This is a genomic window from Puia dinghuensis, from assembly GCF_014642875.1.
Classification (GTDB): Bacteria; Bacteroidota; Bacteroidia; order Chitinophagales; family Chitinophagaceae; genus Puia; species Puia dinghuensis.
This window is the reverse complement of sequence record NZ_BMJC01000004.1, coordinates 91,335-109,602: the sequence shown is the minus strand read 5'-3', so window position 1 is coordinate 109,602 and position 18,268 is coordinate 91,335. Positions and strand designations below refer to the sequence as shown.

Genomic DNA, 18,268 nt, shown 5'->3' with positions numbered 1-18,268 from the left:
GCCTCAGATTAAGTTTTCCAATTTTACCAGGTAATTCTTCAGCTGTATCCTCGCGCGATGGAGGTAGACCTTTACCTGGCTTTCGTTGAGCCCGGTGATCTGCCCGATCTCGCTATAAGAATAGCCTTCATAGTCTTTCAACAGCACCAGGGAGCGTTGGGTCTCGTTGAGCCGGGACAAGGCTTCTTCCAATGCTTTCTTCAGGTGGTGGGCCGGGGTGGCACTGACCCTCGCCTCTTCCCGGAATTCTTCCTGCAGGTGGATGCGCTTCACCTTACGGAGATGGTCGATCATTTGATGATAGGCGATGGTGAAGAGATAGGATTTGCTCTTTTCTGTCTCTACATTCTGCCGGTTCTTCCAAAGTTTCTCAAACGCGGATTGGACCACGTCCCTCGCGTCTTCTTCCTGTCTGAGATTCTTCAGGATGAAGCGATAGACGTTGTCCGCATATAGTTCCACACATTCGTTGTATTCTTTCTCGGTCATAAGCAGAGACTGACTGGCCTCCCGGCCATCTATAATACGAAGTATGCTTTGGGAAAGTTACAAGGAGGACATGATTTAGGTAAATCCGGTGCGGGATGCAGCGCGGATTGTGCCTATTGTTGGTTGGAAACCAGCAGATTGTGAGTCAAGGTTTCCAGGAGCATGTATTCTGTCTTTGCCTTCCTGGATGGGCATTTGCTGCCATCACAATTGGTATCATCAGCGCTGGAAGAACGGTTCCTAACGTAGGAGAAGAGTACCAGGCTGATAGAAACCCCCAGGAGCAGGACGAACAACCGTATGTACTTATTCCGGATCATATATTAATAAGACGAAGTTATATATTATTTGTTACAGCCGGACAAAAAATTAGGCTGGAGCTCTAACGGATGAACATTCAACTACTTACCTTTGGCCTCTTAAAAAAACAATCGCTATGAACTCCTCCTTTGTGAAACGCATCGCCGCTGAGCTGGAAGAGATAAAAGCCTCCGGCCTGTTTAAAACCGAACGCATCATCACCAGCGCCCAGGGGGCGGAGATAATGGTAAACGGCAGGAAAGTGCTGAATTTTTGCGCCAATAATTACCTCGGACTTTCTTCGCATCCAGCCGTCATCGAAGCCGCTCACAAAGCCATCGATTCCCGCGGTTATGGGATGAGCAGCGTCCGCTTCATCTGTGGAACCGAAGACATCCACCGGCAACTCGAACAGAAGATCGCTGCCTTCCTGGGTACGGAGGATACTATTTTATATGCGGCGGCTTTTGACGCCAATGGCGGGGTCTTCGAACCACTGTTCGGGGAACAGGACGCGATCATCTCCGACGAGCTGAACCATGCATCCATCATCGATGGTGTCCGCCTTTGCAAGGCCAGGCGCTACCGGTACAAACACAATACGATGGCCGACCTGGAAGAGCAGCTGAAAGCAGCACAGGACGCCAGAAGCAGGATCATCGTCACCGACGGTTCGTTTAGTATGGATGGCACCATCGCGCAGCTGGATAAGATCTGTGATCTTGCCGATCGCTATGACGCTATTGTCATGATCGATGATTCGCACTCTTCCGGTTTTATGGGGAAAACCGGTCGCGGGACACATGAACATTGTGGCGTCATGGGCCGGGTCGATATTATAACTGGAACACTGGGTAAGGCCCTGGGTGGCGCCAGCGGCGGGTTCACCAGCGGGAAGAAAGAGATCATCGAAATGTTGCGGCAGCGAAGCCGGCCTTATCTTTTCTCCAACAGCCTGGCCCCTTCCATCACCGGCGCTTCCATCGCCGTGCTGGACATGCTGAGCGAGACCACCGCACTACGCGACAAATTAGAGTATAATACCACCTATTTCCGCACCAAAATGACGGAAGCCGGCTTTGATATCCGGCCGGGCTCGCATCCCATCGTACCGATCATGCTGTATGATGCCGTGGTGGCGCAAAACTTCGCCTCCCGGCTATTGGAGGAGGACATTTATGTCATCGGCTTCTTCTATCCCGTAGTGGCGAAAGGCCAGGCCCGTATCCGCGTACAGCTTAGCGCTGGGCATCAACAGCACCACCTGGACAAGGCTATTGCAGCCTTTAAGAAGGTAGGGAAGGAGCTTGGCGTTTTGAAAAGCTAATGTCCGGGGGCTTCCAGTGGCTGCTCCTGACTATAGGCTGGCGACCATGCTGATCTCCACATTGACATTTTTCGGCAGGCCCTTTACCGCATAGGTCTCCCGGGCGGGGAAGTTGCCGTTAAAGTACTTTCCGTATATGGAGTTGACCTCGGCAAACAGCCCCATGTCGCTGAGCAGGATCGTGGTCTTTACGACATCCTCGAAGGTGCAGCCGGCTTCGGTAAGGATGGCCCGGAGATTGTGCATCACCTGGTGGGTTTCTGCCAGAATATCATTAGCCAATACATTCCCTGTGGCCGGATCGATGGCGATCTGGCCGGAGATGAACAGCAAATCGCCGGCTCTTACCGCCTGGCTATAGGGCCCGATCGGCGCCGGGGCATTGGGGGTGTTGATGATCTTATTTTCCATAGCTCCAAATATCGCCCCCTTCGGCCTTCTGGCAAAAAATAAGGCCTCGGGGTCGATGGCTTATGTCGGGCCTTCGGCCAACAAGCCTTTGGCTTGTTTTTGGTAACTTCGCGGGCAATTTTACGATCTTCCATGACCATTGCAGCCATCACTAAGAAGTACAACGAACAACAGCTTGCCGCCTTCTTCCCCGGTGCAGACATCCAGTGGGTTCTGCTACGCGAAGTGCAAGCCGTGCCGGATGTGGAAGTCTATTTCGACCTGGACTTCACCCCGGGCAACCACCGTTGCGAGGCCTTAAGCCGGCTGCAACCGGTGCTGATCGTCGTAAACGCAGTTGTGCCCACTATAAAGCAACTAGGTTATCCATTTGTCCGTATCAACGGCTGGCCGGGCTTCCTGGAGAGAAGCGTACACGAACTGGTGGCCCCCGATGAAGCGACGGCCCAGCACATCGTTGCCCTCTATACCCGGCTCGGCCACGACTACCGCCTTGTTGCAGATACCCCGGGAATGATCACTGCCCGGATCTTGTCGGCTGTCATCAATGAGGCTTGGTACACCTGGGAAGCGGAGGTAAGTACAAAAGAGGAGATCGATACGGCCATGCGACTCGGCACCAACTATCCGCTGGGACCTTTTGAATGGGGCGAACGCATCGGCCTTGGTCAGATAACCGGTCTGCTTCGGTCATTGAGCCAGACCAATTCTGCCTATATTCCCGCGGCGGCACTCGAACAAGCGGCGGAAGGATTAAAATGTGATTAAAAAGAAAGGTAGTAAAATTTGGATTTTTATGGCCTTGATTCTAAATATTGATACGGCGATGGAGCGGGCTGGTATCTGCCTGGCGGAAGATGGGAAAACCCTCGCCCTGGTGGAGAATGTTGCGCAGAAAGAACATGCCTCCTGGTTACACCCGGCCATCCACCGGATGATGAAGGAAACTGGTTATAGCCTTGGCGACCTGCAGGCCGTCGCCGTAACCGCAGGCCCTGGCTCTTATACCGGTCTGCGTGTTGGAATGGCCGCTGCCAAAGGGTTTTGCTATGCTCTCGACATCCCCTTGATCGCGGAGGATACCCTGCGGACAATGGCATTTGCCGCCAGGGAGCAGTTCCCCGATGCGGAGCTTTTATGCCCCATGATCGACGCAAGACGTATGGAAGTATTCACCGCTATCTATCGCCAGGATCTGACAATAGTATTACCTTCGTCGGCGATGGTCGTCGATGAGAATACCTTTAAACCCTACCTTGAACACCACAATTTGTCGTTTTTTGGCGATGGTAGCGATAAGTGTAAACCTATAATCACGGCTCCCAGAGCGGATTTCATCAGGGTCAACTATCATGCCGGTTATCTGGGTATCTTATCTTTTTTACGATATTTGCACAAAGAATTCACCGGTCTGGCGTACAGTGAGCCCGCTTATACCAAAGAATTCTACACTCATACAAGAAAATGACTATATCATCACTTTAGCAAAATAAGGTCATTTTTTTTAAAGAGTTGATCATAAATTTGCCCGTACCTGTCACGTATCTTCTTGAAATCCTTAAAACGGTATCGCTCATGAGCTTAACGATGAACAATAATAGCTATTGGATGGTAGTAAACGCAGAGGGCTCCGATGGTGCTCCTGTAAAAGTTGATTTTTTGAACCTGAAGAAAGGAGCACTGATCTTACGAGCACTCAATCACAAACTGCGCCAGCAAATCATCCGCCTTCTGGATGAGAATAAAAAACTCACCGTCACCGAGATCTACGTTCACCTCCGCCTGGAACAATCGGTTGCCTCACAACATCTTGCTATCCTTCGCCGCGCGGGTATCGTAAAGACGCAACGCGATGGGAAATTCATCTACTACATCATCAATCACGATCGTCTCAGCGAGATCATGAAATGTGTAGATGAATTGATCGATTAATATACCTTTGCATATATAAATGCAAGGGTATGTTCATTCAGCAACTTTATACGGGGTGTCTCAGCGAAGCAGCTTATTATATTGATAGCGAAGGGGAAGCTGCTATTATCGACCCGCTGCGCGATATCGATGCCTACATCGGGCTCGCCAGGGAGCGAAACGCCACCATAAAATATATTTTCGAGACGCATTTTCATGCTGACTTTGTATCCGGCCATCTCGATCTGGCCAAGGCTACCGGCGCGCCCATCATCTATGGTCCGCGAACGGAAACCAACTTTCCCATTCATCTTGCCAAAGATGGCGAACAGTTTCGTCTAGGCGACGCAACGATAGAAGTTCTCCATACCCCGGGGCATACGGTGGAATCTTCCTGCTACCTGGTACGCAACGCGGATGGTTCTCCCTATGCCATATTCACCGGCGACACCCTTTTCGTCGGCGATGTAGGAAGACCCGATCTCAGCAGCGGCAACCTCGGCCAGGAAGAACTGGCCGCGATGTTGTATGATTCCCTTCGGGCCAGGATCATGCCGCTGCCCGATGATGTGATTGTGTATCCCGCACATGGCCCCGGCAGCAGCTGTGGTAAGAACCTCGGCCCCAATACCCATAGCACACTCAAAGAGGAAAAGGAAAGCAATTATGCATTGAGAGAACAGACAAAGGACGAATTCATCAGGGCCGTCACGGATGGCCTGATGGCGCCGCCACAATATTTTTCCATCAATGCCCGCATCAATAAAGAAGGCTATGAGCCACTGGATGAAGTGTTGGAGACCGGGCTGCATCCACTCGACCTCGAAACTTTTAAAAAGTTGATCAAGGAGGAAGATGCGATCCTGGTGGATACCCGCCGCTCGAACATTTTCGTTGCAGGATTCGTGCCGGGCTCTATCAGTATCGGTCTCGACGGCCGGTTTGCCGAATGGGCCGGCAGCCTGCTGCCTTTTACAAAACCCATCGTTCTCGTGACATCGCCTGGCGAAGAGAAAGAGAGCGTCGTTCGCCTCGCAAGGGTTGGTTTCGATAAAGTAAAAGGCTATCTCGATGGCGGATTTTCCGCCTGGCAGCAAGCCGGCGAACCCATCGACATGATCATCGATGTAGAACCCGACGAACTGGCGATGGACATCCCTTTCGACCCCAATTTGATCGTCCTCGATGTCCGCCGCGAAACTGAATTCGCCGAAGGGCATGTAAAGGATGCGATCAATCTTCCCCTCCAGCACCTGGCCGACCCTGGTAATATGGCGAACCTGGAAGAAAAGCACAACCTCTATGTCCATTGCGGCGGCGGATACCGGAGTATTATTGCCGCCTCCCTACTCAAACGCCAGGGCATCCACAATCTGCGGAATGTATCCGGCGGATGGGCCAGGATCAAAGATCAGAAAGGAATCGAAGTGGTAAAGGAGAAGAGTGTCTTGAACTAGCGGAAGCAAATGCCGCTGCCCGAAGCCGCCTCAGTCTAACGTCACAATCCCATTCTTCACGGCAAACATGGCCAGCCCCACCCTGGTCTTGACATTCAATTTTTCGAATAGAGTATCCCGGTAGCCATCGATGGTCCGCGGGCTGAGGTACATCCGGTCGGCTATCTCTTTGTATGTCCACTCGGTGCACACCAGCCTTATAAACTCCAGCTCCCGCTCGTTCAGCAGCACCAGATCGCGGATCCGCCGCTCGGGCTCACTGCGGTGACTGACGGTATCGATCAGTTTTTCCGTCACCATTTCGGAATAATAAAATCCTTTCTCCACCACCGAGTCGAGCGCCCGCTTGAGTCCGGCTGCATCGATATCTTTCAGGATATATCCCTTTGCGCCATTTTTTAACATGCGAACGATTGCACTGTCCGTGTCGGACATCGTCAATGCCAGAATTCTGATCTCGGGGTAACATCGCCTGAGGTAACAGGCGGTTTCAAATCCATCCATTTCGGGCATCCCAATGTCGAGCAGGATAATGTCGGGGTGGCGGGAAATTCTCAATTGCCTGATGAGGTCTTTACCGTCAGAGGCTTCGAACAATACATCGAACCCACCGAAGCCGCGTATCAGGCTGGCGAGTCCGTTTCGGAGCAGCACATGATCATCGACAAGCACTACTCCCGGGTTAAAAGTTGTCATCCGGTTTGGGGTTTTGGTTTAGGTAGTCGTGCGATTGGGGGAACGGGATGACGACGCCGACTGGAAACGGTCGTCTTGCTACTGATCAGGCTGTTGTAGTAAAAATATTATAATTTCCCGATATGTCATAGATCAGGGAAACTATTTACTCGCTTGGTGCAAAACTTTCTTGCTCTATCCAATATGGACTAAACCCTGGGGTCCATGTAAACTTCCATCGCTTATGACTCCAAAGCCAGCTGTCGGGCTCCTTCCGGATGGATTCTTCGAGCAGCTGCCGGTAACGCCGGGTCAGCTCCCCTTCGGGTAATTCTGCGGGATGTTCGGCAATGGTGATCAGCTCGGCCCGGTAATATCCGCGCCGGGATTTGTAAACCCGGGGGAATACCACCGGGATATCGGCGATCCGGGCGCCCCGCTCCGGGCCCCGGACAAAAGGGGTAGGTCGGCCAAAGAAATTCAGCCAGTAAGAATGCTCCGGTCCGCCCGGGGCCTGGTCAGCCACCAGGGCAAGCATATACTGCGTATTGCGATAGGGGATTATCGATCGCTGCATTTTGGTTGCAGGGAGGAGAACGGTCCCGGTACGGCCCCGAAGGTGCAGGAAGAGCCGTTCGAAAGCCTTGTTCTCTACGGGCATGTACACAACGATAAAAGTATAAGGCGTCAGCAGGGGCATGGCTAGATTGGCGACCTCCCAGTTGAAGATATGCCCCATATGCAACTGTATCTTGCGTCCCTGGTTGTAGAAATCATCGAACACCTCCGGGTTGTCGATGACAAACCTTTTTCGGAGAAACCGCTCGCTGGCCGAGAGCAGCTTGATGGTCTCTATGAAATTGTCGGTAAAATTGCGGTAGAACCGTTTGGCGATGCGCAATCGCCCGGCATCCGTCATCTCCGGGAAGGCTATGCGGAGATTGCCGAGAACTACCCCCCGGCGATAGCGGATCACGGCATACAGCAACAACGCGATTCCGTCAGAAACCCCATAGAGCAACCACATCGGCAGAAGGGAGAGCAGATACAGAAAGCCATAGACAATGTAGTACATAGCAGCTAGTTGACCCAGTTTTTGGCCTCCTGCTCGATATGATGCAGGTCGATCTTTACATGAAATTTATTGCGTAGGTGCCGGGCAAGGGCATCGGCGGCGTATACGCTTCGGTGCTGGCCCCCTGTACACCCAAAGCTAACCTGCAGGCTGTCAAACCCTCTTTTGATATAGTCTTCAACGGAGATGTCTACCATATTATAAACGCTGTTGAGGAATTCGGGCATCCGGGTCTGCTGTTCCAAAAAATCCTTTATCGGTTTGTCACGACCGGTGAGCGTTTTGAATTCCGCTATCCGCCCCGGGTTGAGGATCCCACGGCAGTCGAAGATAAAACCGCCGCCGTTGCCGCTTTCATCTTCAGGCTGGGCTTTCTTAAAAGAGAAGCTGTTGATATGCACCACCAGCGGGGTGTTCTCATCCGCCTGCACCGGTTCGAACCGGCTGATCACCTCGTCCTCTACCATCAGCCCCATCAGCCGCTCGAACTCCGGCAATACGATGCCAACCTGTTTATTGCTCAAAAACCATCTGAAGTTGCGCAAGGCAAGGGGAATGCTGGTCAGGAAATGCGCTTTCCGTTCGAAGAGGCCGCGGAAGCCATAGGCCCCAAGCACCTGCAGCAGCCGGATGAGTACATAGCCGTTATATTGACTGACAAACCGGATGCGATCGATCTTCTTATCCAGGATGCTTTCCACACAATCCATGTAATAGTCCAACAGGCCGTCCTTCCACGCATCGGGCAGCTCTGCCTTTGCCTGCCAGAGGAGGGAAGCGACGTCATATTGCAAGGCGCCCTTCATCCCACCCTGGAAATCGATGAAATACACCCCTTCCTCCTTCAACATGATGTTGCGGCTCTGGAAGTCGCGGAACATGAAATATTTGTGATCGACATGGGTAAGATAGGTGCTCAAGGCTTCGAAGTCATCGATCAGCTTCTCCTTGTCATACGGTATCTGCAGGGTGTCGAGGAAATAATATTTGAAGTAGAGCAGATCGCTGAGGATGGCTTTGTCGCCAAATTCCTGCGAAGTGATGGTCCAGTTAGTATAATCCAACCCCTCGTCGCCGACTATCTGCAGCCGTGCCAGTTGCTCGAGACTCTTTTGGAAAAATGTATATACCCGCTGGTTATGGCCTTGCTTCTCCAGTTCGCCCAACAGGGACAGATGGCCAAGGTCTTCCTGCAGATAGATGGTAAAGGTTTCATTGATGGCAAAGATCTCCGGCACCGGACAGCCCTTTGCACGGAAATGCCGGCTGAATTGGATGAAGGTGCGGTTCTCCTTAACATTATCGTTGTAGGTGGCGATATAAGAACCGTTGGCCGTGTGGATACGGAAATACTGCCGGTTGCTGCCGGATTGTGGTAGCTTCTCCAGCCCCGTCATCGGGGCGCCGTTAAACCCCTCATAAAGGGCCTTGATGTCGTCGGTAATCACTTGCATGGGCGGCAAATATAAGAAAACTGGCCCGTTTAGGACCCTGCCGGCCCGCGCTGTACCGCCCGCCTACGCCGGCCGCGGCTGGATGCCAGGCAACCTTAAGGCGTTGCCCCACCACTGCCGGCCCCTACGCGCTTGTTCTCTTCTTCCGCCCCATTGCTATGCCGGCGGGCGGCCTTCACCTGTTTGTTGCCCAGCCGGTAAGTGAAATACAATTTCAGCAGCCGGCTTTCATATCCCCCTGTCGTCAGGATATATTGCCCGGCGAAATTACTGGTGGCCTTCCAGTGGAGCGTGTTGAAGATGTCGGAGACCGCCACCTTGAACGTCCCGTTGCCCTTGAAAAGGGTCTTTTGAAGACCCCCATCGATGCTCCACATCGACTGGGCACGCAATGTGGCCTGCCAGATATTCGGCGAGACATAATACTGCGTGATCTCACCTGTCCAGCCCTTGCCCATTCGAATAGTATGCTGCGAGAAGATGGTAGTATTAAAAATATTCAGATCGATGACCCTGCCTTGTCCAAGATTTGCCCTATTCAGCTGATAGAAGCTGCTGACATTGAAGAACACGCTATACCATCTGTACTGGAAGGGATAACTGATGTTGAGACTGACGATATCCTGGTTCGCCAGGTTCTCCCGCAGGACAATGGCCTTGGACGCATCGGTGGTGTCCACCAGGGTCGTGGACAGGTCTTTGATATGACTGTAGTTCAGCGTGGTGGTTAGCTTATACTTGTACATAAAAGTGAGTCCCACGCTGTTGGTATATTGAGGACGCAAAAGGGTGTTGCCCTTGGCGAAGGTGTAGTCGTCCAATTTAAACTCGAAAGGATTGAGGTCCTGGTAGGCGGGACGATCGATTCGCCGGCTGTAGCTGAGCGTCCATTGCTTCATCGGGTTCTTGTTGTAGGACACCGAAGCGCTGGGGAAAAGGTCGGTATAATGCCGGGTAAAGGAAGAGTCATAAGGGACAGCGGGGCTGCTATTTGCCTGATACCCTGTTGAGGTCCCCTTTGCATTGGTGTTCTCCACCCGGAGACCGCCCTGGATGATCCAGCCCTTCAGCGTGCGTTTATAATTCGCATAGAGGGCATTGATATTTTCCCGGTAATCGAAGTTATCCCTGCTTAGGGTATCCACTGTAGGCTTTACCAGCAATCTTAATGGCGCCCGCAGGGGGTAACTGTAGACGCCATACTCCTGGAAATCATTTCCCGTGGTGACATAGGAAGTCTTTCCGCCGAAGCCAAGTTTTCCTTTTGCAAGATTCGTCTCATAGTCTGCCTTGAAGGTATAGATATGGATATCGGTTGGCGAGACGATAGTGTAGTCCCGGCTATAGAGCATGGCCTTGCCCGTGGAGTCGAAATAGTTGTTGGGCTGATACTGGTTGCTGCGTAGATGATAAAGACCATAGTCCGCGTCGATGTCGAGCTCCCGCCCGCTGGTGTCCACATACCGGTAGTTGGCGTTGCCGTTGACATTGTCCCGGCTGCCATCCGTACGATTGTTGGCCTGCAGTATCCTGTCCGTCTTGTTTGTCGGCATATAGATGATGGGCGTGGCGCTGTTGCTGCGGATTTGTTCGTCCTGGCTGCTTCCGTTGACTACCAACCCAAGGGTGCTCCTGCTGGAGATGAAATAATCCAGCCCCACTTTGTAGGTGTGCGTGTTGTTCATGGAGACAAGCGTGCTCCTTTGAAGGAAAAACGTGTCGAGCTGCGTCCGGTACATGGTGGCGTACGTCTCGTTCTGCGCATGATTATAAGCATAGTCGCCAAAGATATTGATGTTCCGGTCGCGGTGATTAAACGACAGCGAGCCGTTATACTTGCCGTATGTCCCGATCTTATATCCCGCACTCACGGTCATATTCGTCCCATACGCCTGGTTCTTCTTCAGCCGGATATTGATGATGCCGGCATTGCCTGCCGCCTCATATTTTGCAGAAGGATTGCTGATGATCTCGATTGTCGCTATCGAAGAGGACTGCAGCGTCTTCAGGTAGTCGCCCAGGTTAGCTCCCGACAGATAGGTGGGGCGTCCGTCGACATACACCTGCACCCCATTCTTGCCATTGAGACTCAGGTTATTGTCTTTATCCACCGTTATACCGGGCGACTTACGTAAAAGCTCCAGCGCATCCGAGCCGATTTCATTGATGCTTCCTTCCACATTGAAGATCATCTTGTCAGGCCTGACTTCTATCAGCGGCTTCCTGCCCAGGACCACGGCTTCCCTCAACGCTGTAGTCGCCCGGCTAAGCGCTATTGCGGGCGCTTGTGCGCTGCCATTCGGTATTGTCTCGAAAGATGCCGAGTTTTGGGGAGCATAGCCTGTATGTGAGATGGCGATGAAATAACGACCGGGTTCGACGGGTGCAAATTCATATTCACCGGATGAGTTTGAAATTCCGATCTTTACGATGGAGGAATCTCTTTCTTTTTTTAAAGCGATCGAGGCGCCTGCTAGTGGTTTGCCCTTGTCATCCCGGACAAAGCCTGCCACCTGCTGAGCTTCGAGGCTTTTATAGGAAAGGATGATCAATAGGAATAAAGCAGCATTTCTCATGTTGGCGACGTTGAGGGTTTATCAGCAGGTAAGTCGTAAAACCAGGATACGAAGGAAAGAAAAATTTTGCGATCAAAATGGATTATATCAGGCAATATAAGAGTTTTATCAACAGTCACTATTTCAACGGCGCTATACGAATCACTGTAGGGATCACATTGCCTGCCATCCTGCTCAGTCATTTCCACAATCTTATAGCCGGTCTCTCTTTATCCATCGGTGCGATGTGCGTGGGGAATACGGATAATCCCGGACCCATCCATCATCGCCGTAATGGTATGATAGCGTGCGTGTTAATAATTTTCCTCGTTACCCTGCTCATGGGACTGGCCTCCGGGTCGCAGTGGCTCTCCGGCTTGCTGGTCTTTGTTTTCTGCTTTATGTTTTCCTTCATGGGCGTCTACGGCACCAGGGCAACATCCATCGGGGTAAACGCACTCCTGGTGATGGTGCTGAATATCGACCGGCATCGCTCGGGGCTCGAAAGCCTGATCACGGCCGCCTATGTATTCGCCGGCGGCGTTTGGTATACGGTGCTTAGCCTGCTGTTATACAGCTTTCGACCCTACAAGCTTGTTCAACAGGCCATCGGCGACTGCCTTCAGGCTACAGCAGGATATCTGCGTATCAAAGCGGCTTTTTATTCCCGGGATGTTGATTACGATCAGGATTACCGGCAGCTGGTGGAGAGCCAGGTATCTATCCACGAAAAGCAGCAACTTGTTCGCGAGCTCCTGTTCAAAAGCCGCAGCATCGTAAAAGAGTCGACCCATGTCGGGCGGGTGCTGATGATGATCTTCCTCGATATTATTGATCTTTTCGAAAGGATCATGACTTCGCAGCAGGACTACCGCATGCTGCACGAGTTCTTCGATGAATCCGGACTGATGCAGGAGTGCAGGGGACTGATCCTCGATCTCGCCGCCGAACTGGACGAGATAGGCATCGCCATCATGAGCGGTAAGGCGTCGGTGGAGAACAAAGAGCTTCCTTCCCGGATTCGCGCCGTGCGTGCGCATCTCGATCAGTATAGGGAGACCCACCGCAACACCGGCAATGCAGACGCCTTCATCGGGCTGAGCAATATCCTCGATAGTATCGAAGACCTCGGCCTCCGGATGCATACGTTACATGGATATACTACCTACGACCGGAAGCTAAGCCGCAGCATAAGGTCCGAGGTAGACGTAGAGGAGTTTGTGGTGCACCAGGAAATCGACCGGAAAATGATCCTGGACAATCTCAACTTCGGCTCCGATATCTTCCGCCACTCGCTGAGAGTAAGCATTGCCACGCTTGCGGGCTATATCATTTCCGGCTTCCTGCCTTTTGGTCATGGCTACTGGATCCTGCTGACGATCATCGTGATCATGAAACCAGTGTATAGTCTTACAAAAAGAAGAAACTTCGAAAGACTGATGGGGACCCTGGCCGGTGGCTTTGTGGGATTGCTCATCTTGTATTTTATCAAGGATACGACGGTGCTCTACGTACTGATGATCCTGTTCATGATCGGGACATACGTCTTCATCCGAACCAACTACCTCGTTGCCGTCACCTTGATGACCCCTTATGTGCTGCTGGTCTTCCACTTGTTATATCCTACCGATTTCCGGAGTATCCTCTCCGATCGCGTCATCGACACCATCATCGGCTCCGCCATTTCCTTTATAGCGAGTATCCTCATCGTCCCTTCATGGGAGCATGAAAGGATCACCGATTTTATGACGGGCGCCCTCGAGGCCAATATCACCTATTTCAAGGATGTCACCGGAGCCTTCCTTGGCACACCGGTGAGTGTCCATCAATATAAGCTTTCGCGGAAAAATGCTTTTGTCGCGCTGGCTAACCTTTCCGACGCCCTGTCGCGGATGCTCTCCGAGCCGCGCCGCAAGCAAAAAAGCATTACGGAGATGCACCAGTTTGTCGTCTCCAACCATATGCTTACTTCCCACATTGCCACGCTGGCCTATTATACGCCCTCGCTGGCGACCCGGTACGCAGATGCTGCTTACCGGCCCGTTGTCGACGACATTGTCTATCGTCTCGGGAGGGCGATCGATATCCTTACAGATAAGATAACAGCTGATGCCCCGCCACCGGCTAAGGATGCATTGATAGTTCTCAATGAGAAGGCCCGGGCGGCAAAGGAGTTCAAACCTATTGCCGACCAGTTTAATTTCATCTCGAAGGTGACGACGGATATCGGGAAGGTCACTCCCCCGCTGCATACGGCGCTTGCTGCTCCGCAGGAAGAAGTAGGCATCAATCCGCTGGTCTAGCCGCGGCAGGATTAATTATGCCCACCCAACAACTCCCGCAACTTCAGTACCAGTTCGGACTTCGTGATCGGCACACCCATGATCTTATTGTACCCCTTCGCATCAACCAGGAACTGATCCCGGATGATTTTTATCAGTTGCCCATTATTGATCTCCGGGATCACCACGTGTTTGAAATTCCGGATGATCTCGCCAAGGTTGGCGGGGAAGGGGCGCAGGTAACGAAGATGGGCATGAGACACCTTATATCCTTCGTGTTGCAGTTCGGCTGCAGCGCTTTTGATGGCGCCATAGGTGCTGCCCCAGCCAAGGATGAGCAGGTCGCCCTTTTCAGCACCGCTGTCAAGCTGTTGGAGAGGGATATGGTCGGCGATGCGGGCTACCTTCTCTTCGCGGATCTTTACCATGAGTTGGTGGTTCTCCGGGTCGTAGCTGACGTTGCCGGTGATATTCTGTTTTTCCAGGCCGCCGATGCGGTGTTCGAGCCCCGGCGTCCCCGGAATAGCCCAGGGCCGGACGAGTTTCTCATCCCGTAGATAGGGCAGGAATTTCTCTTCGCCTTCGGCCAGGTCGGTCTTAAACTTCACGGTGATGGGCGGCAGGTCTTCGGTCTTGGGGAATTTCCAGGGCTCGGCGCCATTGGCGATGTATCCGTCGCTAAGGAAGACCACCGGCGTCATATGCTGCACGGCGATGCGCACCGCCTCATAGACCGCGTCGAAACAATCGCTGGGTGTGGAAGCGGCGATCACGGGCATGGGGCATTCCCCGTTGCGGCCGTAGTATGCTTGCAGCAGATCGCTTTGTTCCGTTTTGGTGGGCAGGCCGGTGGAGGGACCGCCGCGCTGGATGTCGCAGATCAACAGCGGGATCTCGATCATGACGGCAAGACCCATGGCTTCGGCCTTTAAGGCCATGCCCGGACCCGATGTCGTCGTCACGCCGAGTGAACCGCCATAGGCGGCGCCAATTGCCGAGGTAATGGCGGCAATCTCGTCTTCCGCCTGGAAGGTTCGGACGCCAAAGGTCTTATACTGGCTCAGCTCGTGCAGGATATCACTGGCCGGGGTGATGGGATAAGAACCCAGGAAGAGCGGGAGACCGCTCTTTTGCGAAGCCGCGATGAGTCCCATGGCAAGGGCCTGATTACCCATGATGCTCCGGTACACACCCGGGGGCATCTTTGCCTTTTCCACCCGGTAGGTGGTGGTGAAGGTTTCGGTGGTGTCGCCAAAATAATAACCGGCCTGCAGCGCCTTGATATTGCTCTCGAGGATTTCCGGTTTCTTGCCGAATTTGGATTTCAGGAATTGGATGGTCGTCTCCATGTTGCGGTTGTACATCCAATACAGGAATCCCAGGACGAACATGTTCTTGGCACGATCTTTCTCTTTGGTTCCCAAGGTGATATCCTTCAGCGCCTCCCGGGTCATCTTGGTCACGTCCATTTTGTGGACGGTATAGTTGTCCAGGGAATGATCCTCCAGGGGATTTACTCCATCGGCATAGTTGGCCAGGCGGAGGTTCTTCTGGTCGAAGCCTTCCGTGTTCGCGATGATCGTACCGCCTTTCTTCAGGTTTTTGAGGTTGGTCTTCAGCGCCGCGGCATTCATCGCCACAAGCACATCGCACTCATCGCCGGGGGTAAAGACCAGGTCGCTGGAAAACCGCAGCTGATAGCCGCTCACACCCGGAAGGGTTCCCTGCGGGGCCCTTATCTCGGCCGGAAAATCGGGAAAGGTGGCCAGGTCGATTCCCAAAAGGGCGGTATTGTTAGTGAATTGACTACCGGTGAGTTGCATACCGTCGCCGGAGTCGCCTGCGAATTTTATGACGACGTCCTGCAGGACTTCTTCTTTTCTTTTCATAACGGAGAAATGCTGATAATAGGAAACAAAGGTAACTAAAGTTAAACAATGTCATTCATATCGCAAGGCCTCTATCGGATCAAGCCGTGACGCCTTCTGTGCGGATACATACATGATATTCATGACGCCGATGCCGCCTACTAACAGGGAAATACTGGCGATGACTGTCTGCCCCAACAGGCAGACTTTAGCCTGCGTCGCGACATCCCGGTCGGTGAACGCCCCCTCCGCCGCTAGCCCGCCCTTTCCATAATTTTTTACTAAATTTGTTGGCAAAACGTGTAGAATGAAACGATCGGGTGCAGCAGATCTCGCCTTACATTATGGCTATGTCCCGCAGTGGCTGGCGGATAGGATGGCCCGGTTAGGGCTGGCCGTGACGGAGGTTTTATTGGCAGAGTATGGCCGCGAGGAATTCCTTTCCCGTCTTGCCGATCCTTTTTGGTTTCAAAGCCTGGGAGCGGTGATGGGGATGGACTGGCATTCATCCGGCATCACCACTTCTGTCATGGGTGCTTTGAAGCGGGCAATAAATCCGCATTCGCGTGACCTGGGCATATACATCTGCGGGGGCAAGGGTAGTGCTTCGCGTGAGGCGCCGGCCGAGATCCTGAAGGTCTGCGAGAGCACCGGCCTCGATGGTGTGGAGTTGGTGCGAAGCAGCAAGCTGAGTGCGAAAGTGGACAATACGGTTGTGCAGGACGGCTTTCAGCTGTATATGCATTGTTTTGTCCTTAGCAAGGAGGGGCAGTGGACGGTGATCCAGCAGGGTATGAGTACGGGTAATTCTACGGCCCGCCGCTATCATTGGCATTCTGCGGGGTTGCGGTCCTTTGTCGAAGAGCCGCACACCGCCATCTGCGGCGTCAACCAGGGGGAGATCTTGAATCTGGCCGATCGCCAGGCCGATCCGGCGAGGAAGGGCGTGTTGTCGCTGACGCAGGAAAAACCCGAGCTGATGATGCAGGATGTGCAACAGCTATTGATGTCCGGGCATCATTCGACAATGCCTGCACATCAGTTGGCAATGCCCGCGCATCATGATGTCCGGGCGGAGGATGTAGACCTGCGGCGGCTGGGTGCTGTCCTGTGGCTGGCGCACGACCGGCAGCCTGCCGGCTTCGAAGACCTGTTGCTGTTGGAAGGAGTGGGGCCGCGTACGCTGCAATCCCTGGCGCTCGTCAGCGAGGTGATCTATGGCACGCCATCGCGTTTTCGTGATCCTGCCCGGTTTGCCTTTGCCCATGGCGGCAAGGATGGTCATCCCTTTCCGGTGCCCATTGCGGTTTATGACGAGACCATCGGCATCCTGCAAACGGCCGTGCAGAAGGCCAGGGTGGGGCAGAGTGACAAATTGGAATCGCTGAAAAAATTACATGAACTTGCCCGGCGCGCCGAAGATCAGTTTACGCCAACCGGCAAGGGACTCGAGGAATATATCGCGCAAGAACGCGCCGACTCCTGGAAATATGGCGGGCGCACCGTCTTTGGCCGGGCGAAGCCACCCGCGCCGCAGAAGCCAACGCAATTGATGCTGTTTTAAGCCTTTCCTACCTTGCCCGTCTTCTTGAGATGGGGATTCCGGGACAGTAATACATTGGCCTTATCCTTGGTATCCTGGGCCGTCAGCCATTGCTTAATGAGTTTCTTCAACGCTTTTGCCTTCTCAGCGTGCTGTTTTGTGGGTTCAGTGTTCATAGTGGGGCTACCTTAACCTTGGTCTGTGAAAATGGTAAGTACGACCTAAAAATACGGGGCATGCACGTTATGCGCTCCCACTGCACGGCCGCGATTTCTGCGCCTAAGGGTTTTCTTTAGAAGTTGCCCATTATGAAAATTTAGGAGCGTTGTAGAACGACTTCCTCATTTTCTCTTCAATCGGTAGTCCTGATAGATGGTCAGCGCGCAGGCGACCAGGACAATATTCTTTAATATGTATTGCCCTGGCAGGGAAAGAACCATAAAATTGTTCCAGGTCTGATCAGGCATCATGAACAGAGGAAGAAAGGTGGTGATCATCTGCCCGAAAAAAACGATCATTGTCCATTTCGTGAACTTTGGCACCAACCATAATATTCCGATGAGGCATTCTGCTAGTCCAAGCACGATCAGGAAGCACTTTATGCGCATAAGATGACCGATCGTCATCCGGTGCAAATTCGTTATTAATGCTTCGGCGGGAGATCGTGAAATTAATTTCAATAACCCGAACCAGAAATAAACAATAAAGAGGGAAGTTCTGTTGACCCATGAGATCAAAAATGCAATACGTTGCCCATAGTTGTTTGCAGTCAGTGTCATAAAATTTGGTTTTGGTTAATATGACATATGGCAAACAAAGTCGACGAAGGAATTACTACATGGATTAAGGGGAGGATTGAATTGGCGGATCTTAAATAAGAGGAAAAGAATTGCCATCTAAATTTACTGCTATTTCCAACCG

At 52.5% G+C, this 18,268-nt stretch carries 18 protein-coding genes; 7 read left to right on the top strand and 11 right to left on the bottom strand.

The features are described 5' to 3' along the window. Positions 1–3 precede the first annotated feature (3 nt). On the bottom strand, positions 4–489 hold the full coding sequence (locus tag IEY39_RS18205; RefSeq protein WP_188934215.1) for an RNA polymerase sigma factor: 486 nt from the start codon (positions 487–489) through the stop codon (positions 4–6). A 113-nt stretch (positions 490–602) separates the two neighbouring features. After that, a complete protein-coding gene (locus IEY39_RS18200) occupies positions 603–809 on the bottom strand; it encodes a hypothetical protein (protein ID WP_188934213.1) in 207 nt (68 codons plus the stop codon). A 116-nt stretch (positions 810–925) separates the two neighbouring features. On the opposite strand from IEY39_RS18200, the gene kbl reads away from it, so the two are divergent. Beyond that, complete coding sequence (gene kbl / locus IEY39_RS18195) at positions 926–2,116, top strand: glycine C-acetyltransferase (RefSeq protein ID WP_188934211.1); 1,191 nt, start codon at positions 926–928, stop codon at positions 2,114–2,116. A gap of 30 nt (positions 2,117–2,146) precedes the next feature. Here kbl and IEY39_RS18190 read toward each other — a convergent pair whose 3' ends face one another. Next, the gene (locus tag IEY39_RS18190) at positions 2,147–2,527 is read right to left on the bottom strand and encodes a RidA family protein (RefSeq protein WP_188934209.1); all 381 of its coding nucleotides are present in this window, start codon (positions 2,525–2,527) and stop codon (positions 2,147–2,149) included. Positions 2,528–2,659: 132 nt separating this feature from the next. On the opposite strand from IEY39_RS18190, the gene IEY39_RS18185 reads away from it, so the two are divergent. From IEY39_RS18185 to IEY39_RS18170, 4 genes are all read left to right on the top strand, one after another. Beyond that, a complete protein-coding gene (locus tag IEY39_RS18185; protein WP_188934207.1) occupies positions 2,660–3,295 on the top strand; it encodes a 3-hydroxyacyl-CoA dehydrogenase family protein in 636 nt (211 codons plus the stop codon). 28 nt (positions 3,296–3,323) lie between these two features. Beyond that, positions 3,324–3,995: a tRNA (adenosine(37)-N6)-threonylcarbamoyltransferase complex dimerization subunit type 1 TsaB gene (tsaB, locus tag IEY39_RS18180; RefSeq protein ID WP_188934205.1), complete on the top strand. Its 672-nt coding sequence runs from the start codon at positions 3,324–3,326 to the stop codon at positions 3,993–3,995. A 107-nt stretch (positions 3,996–4,102) separates the two neighbouring features. Beyond that, positions 4,103–4,459, top strand: a complete 357-nt coding sequence (locus tag IEY39_RS18175) for an ArsR/SmtB family transcription factor (protein ID WP_188934203.1) — start codon at positions 4,103–4,105, stop codon at positions 4,457–4,459. A 29-nt stretch (positions 4,460–4,488) separates the two neighbouring features. Beyond that, positions 4,489–5,895 (top strand): MBL fold metallo-hydrolase, encoded by a 1,407-nt coding sequence (locus IEY39_RS18170; protein ID WP_188934201.1) that lies wholly within the window; start codon positions 4,489–4,491, stop codon positions 5,893–5,895. Positions 5,896–5,925: 30 nt separating this feature from the next. Here IEY39_RS18170 and IEY39_RS18165 read toward each other — a convergent pair whose 3' ends face one another. The 4 genes from IEY39_RS18165 to IEY39_RS18150 form a co-directional block, all read right to left on the bottom strand. Then, positions 5,926–6,591 carry a response regulator gene (locus tag IEY39_RS18165; protein ID WP_188934198.1) on the bottom strand — a complete coding sequence of 222 codons (666 nt, stop codon included), beginning with the start codon at positions 6,589–6,591 and terminating at the stop codon, positions 5,926–5,928. Positions 6,592–6,736: 145 nt separating this feature from the next. Further along, positions 6,737–7,645, bottom strand: a complete 909-nt coding sequence (locus tag IEY39_RS18160) for a lysophospholipid acyltransferase family protein (RefSeq protein ID WP_188934196.1) — start codon at positions 7,643–7,645, stop codon at positions 6,737–6,739. A gap of 5 nt (positions 7,646–7,650) precedes the next feature. Further along, positions 7,651–9,099 carry a RapZ C-terminal domain-containing protein gene (locus IEY39_RS18155; RefSeq protein ID WP_188934194.1) on the bottom strand — a complete coding sequence of 483 codons (1,449 nt, stop codon included), beginning with the start codon at positions 9,097–9,099 and terminating at the stop codon, positions 7,651–7,653. A gap of 95 nt (positions 9,100–9,194) precedes the next feature. Next, positions 9,195–11,675, bottom strand: coding sequence for a TonB-dependent receptor (locus IEY39_RS18150; RefSeq protein ID WP_188934192.1), 2,481 nt, complete (start codon positions 11,673–11,675; stop codon positions 9,195–9,197). Positions 11,676–11,752: 77 nt separating this feature from the next. Here IEY39_RS18150 and IEY39_RS18145 point away from each other — a divergent pair, with 77 nt between their 5' ends. Then, positions 11,753–13,957 carry an FUSC family protein gene (locus IEY39_RS18145; protein ID WP_188934190.1) on the top strand — a complete coding sequence of 735 codons (2,205 nt, stop codon included), beginning with the start codon at positions 11,753–11,755 and terminating at the stop codon, positions 13,955–13,957. 11 nt (positions 13,958–13,968) lie between these two features. Here IEY39_RS18145 and IEY39_RS18140 read toward each other — a convergent pair whose 3' ends face one another. Both IEY39_RS18140 and IEY39_RS18135 read right to left on the bottom strand, forming a co-directional pair. Next, complete coding sequence (locus IEY39_RS18140) at positions 13,969–15,825, bottom strand: 2-oxoacid:acceptor oxidoreductase subunit alpha (RefSeq protein ID WP_188934188.1); 1,857 nt, start codon at positions 15,823–15,825, stop codon at positions 13,969–13,971. A 51-nt stretch (positions 15,826–15,876) separates the two neighbouring features. After that, entirely contained in the window at positions 15,877–16,101 is a 225-nt protein-coding gene (locus tag IEY39_RS18135) for a hypothetical protein (RefSeq protein ID WP_188934186.1), read from the bottom strand. Positions 16,102–16,111: 10 nt separating this feature from the next. On the opposite strand from IEY39_RS18135, the gene IEY39_RS18130 reads away from it, so the two are divergent. Continuing rightward, complete coding sequence (locus IEY39_RS18130) at positions 16,112–17,368, top strand: DUF763 domain-containing protein (protein WP_188934184.1); 1,257 nt, start codon at positions 16,112–16,114, stop codon at positions 17,366–17,368. Here IEY39_RS18130 and IEY39_RS18125 read toward each other — a convergent pair. Together IEY39_RS18125 and IEY39_RS18120 are read right to left on the bottom strand one after the other, a co-directional pair. Next, positions 17,365–17,523, bottom strand: a complete 159-nt coding sequence (locus IEY39_RS18125) for a hypothetical protein (protein WP_188934182.1) — start codon at positions 17,521–17,523, stop codon at positions 17,365–17,367. The genes IEY39_RS18130 and IEY39_RS18125 overlap by 4 nt on opposite strands. Positions 17,524–17,688: 165 nt before the next feature. Then, complete coding sequence (locus IEY39_RS18120; protein ID WP_188934180.1) at positions 17,689–18,126, bottom strand: hypothetical protein; 438 nt, start codon at positions 18,124–18,126, stop codon at positions 17,689–17,691. Between the last annotated feature and the right edge of the window lie 142 nt (positions 18,127–18,268).

Excerpts from the sequence above, each read along its gene's own strand:
- IEY39_RS18205 (WP_188934215.1), bottom strand. The coding sequence starts at position 489 with ATGACCGAGAAAGAATACAACGAATGTGTGGAACTATATGCGGACAAC.
- IEY39_RS18200 (WP_188934213.1), bottom strand. The coding sequence starts at position 809 with ATGATCCGGAATAAGTACATACGGTTGTTCGTCCTGCTCCTGGGGGTT.
- kbl (WP_188934211.1), top strand. The coding sequence starts at position 926 with ATGAACTCCTCCTTTGTGAAACGCATCGCCGCTGAGCTGGAAGAGATA.
- IEY39_RS18190 (WP_188934209.1), bottom strand. The coding sequence starts at position 2,527 with ATGGAAAATAAGATCATCAACACCCCCAATGCCCCGGCGCCGATCGGG.
- IEY39_RS18185 (WP_188934207.1), top strand. The coding sequence starts at position 2,660 with ATGACCATTGCAGCCATCACTAAGAAGTACAACGAACAACAGCTTGCC.
- tsaB (WP_188934205.1), top strand. The coding sequence starts at position 3,324 with ATGGCCTTGATTCTAAATATTGATACGGCGATGGAGCGGGCTGGTATC.
- IEY39_RS18175 (WP_188934203.1), top strand. The coding sequence starts at position 4,103 with ATGAGCTTAACGATGAACAATAATAGCTATTGGATGGTAGTAAACGCA.
- IEY39_RS18170 (WP_188934201.1), top strand. The coding sequence starts at position 4,489 with ATGTTCATTCAGCAACTTTATACGGGGTGTCTCAGCGAAGCAGCTTAT.
- IEY39_RS18165 (WP_188934198.1), bottom strand. The coding sequence starts at position 6,591 with ATGACAACTTTTAACCCGGGAGTAGTGCTTGTCGATGATCATGTGCTG.
- IEY39_RS18160 (WP_188934196.1), bottom strand. The coding sequence starts at position 7,645 with ATGTACTACATTGTCTATGGCTTTCTGTATCTGCTCTCCCTTCTGCCG.
- IEY39_RS18155 (WP_188934194.1), bottom strand. The coding sequence starts at position 9,099 with ATGCAAGTGATTACCGACGACATCAAGGCCCTTTATGAGGGGTTTAAC.
- IEY39_RS18150 (WP_188934192.1), bottom strand. The coding sequence starts at position 11,675 with ATGAGAAATGCTGCTTTATTCCTATTGATCATCCTTTCCTATAAAAGC.
- IEY39_RS18145 (WP_188934190.1), top strand. The coding sequence starts at position 11,753 with ATGGATTATATCAGGCAATATAAGAGTTTTATCAACAGTCACTATTTC.
- IEY39_RS18140 (WP_188934188.1), bottom strand. The coding sequence starts at position 15,825 with ATGAAAAGAAAAGAAGAAGTCCTGCAGGACGTCGTCATAAAATTCGCA.
- IEY39_RS18130 (WP_188934184.1), top strand. The coding sequence starts at position 16,112 with ATGAAACGATCGGGTGCAGCAGATCTCGCCTTACATTATGGCTATGTC.
- IEY39_RS18125 (WP_188934182.1), bottom strand. The coding sequence starts at position 17,523 with ATGAACACTGAACCCACAAAACAGCACGCTGAGAAGGCAAAAGCGTTG.
- IEY39_RS18120 (WP_188934180.1), bottom strand. The coding sequence starts at position 18,126 with ATGACACTGACTGCAAACAACTATGGGCAACGTATTGCATTTTTGATC.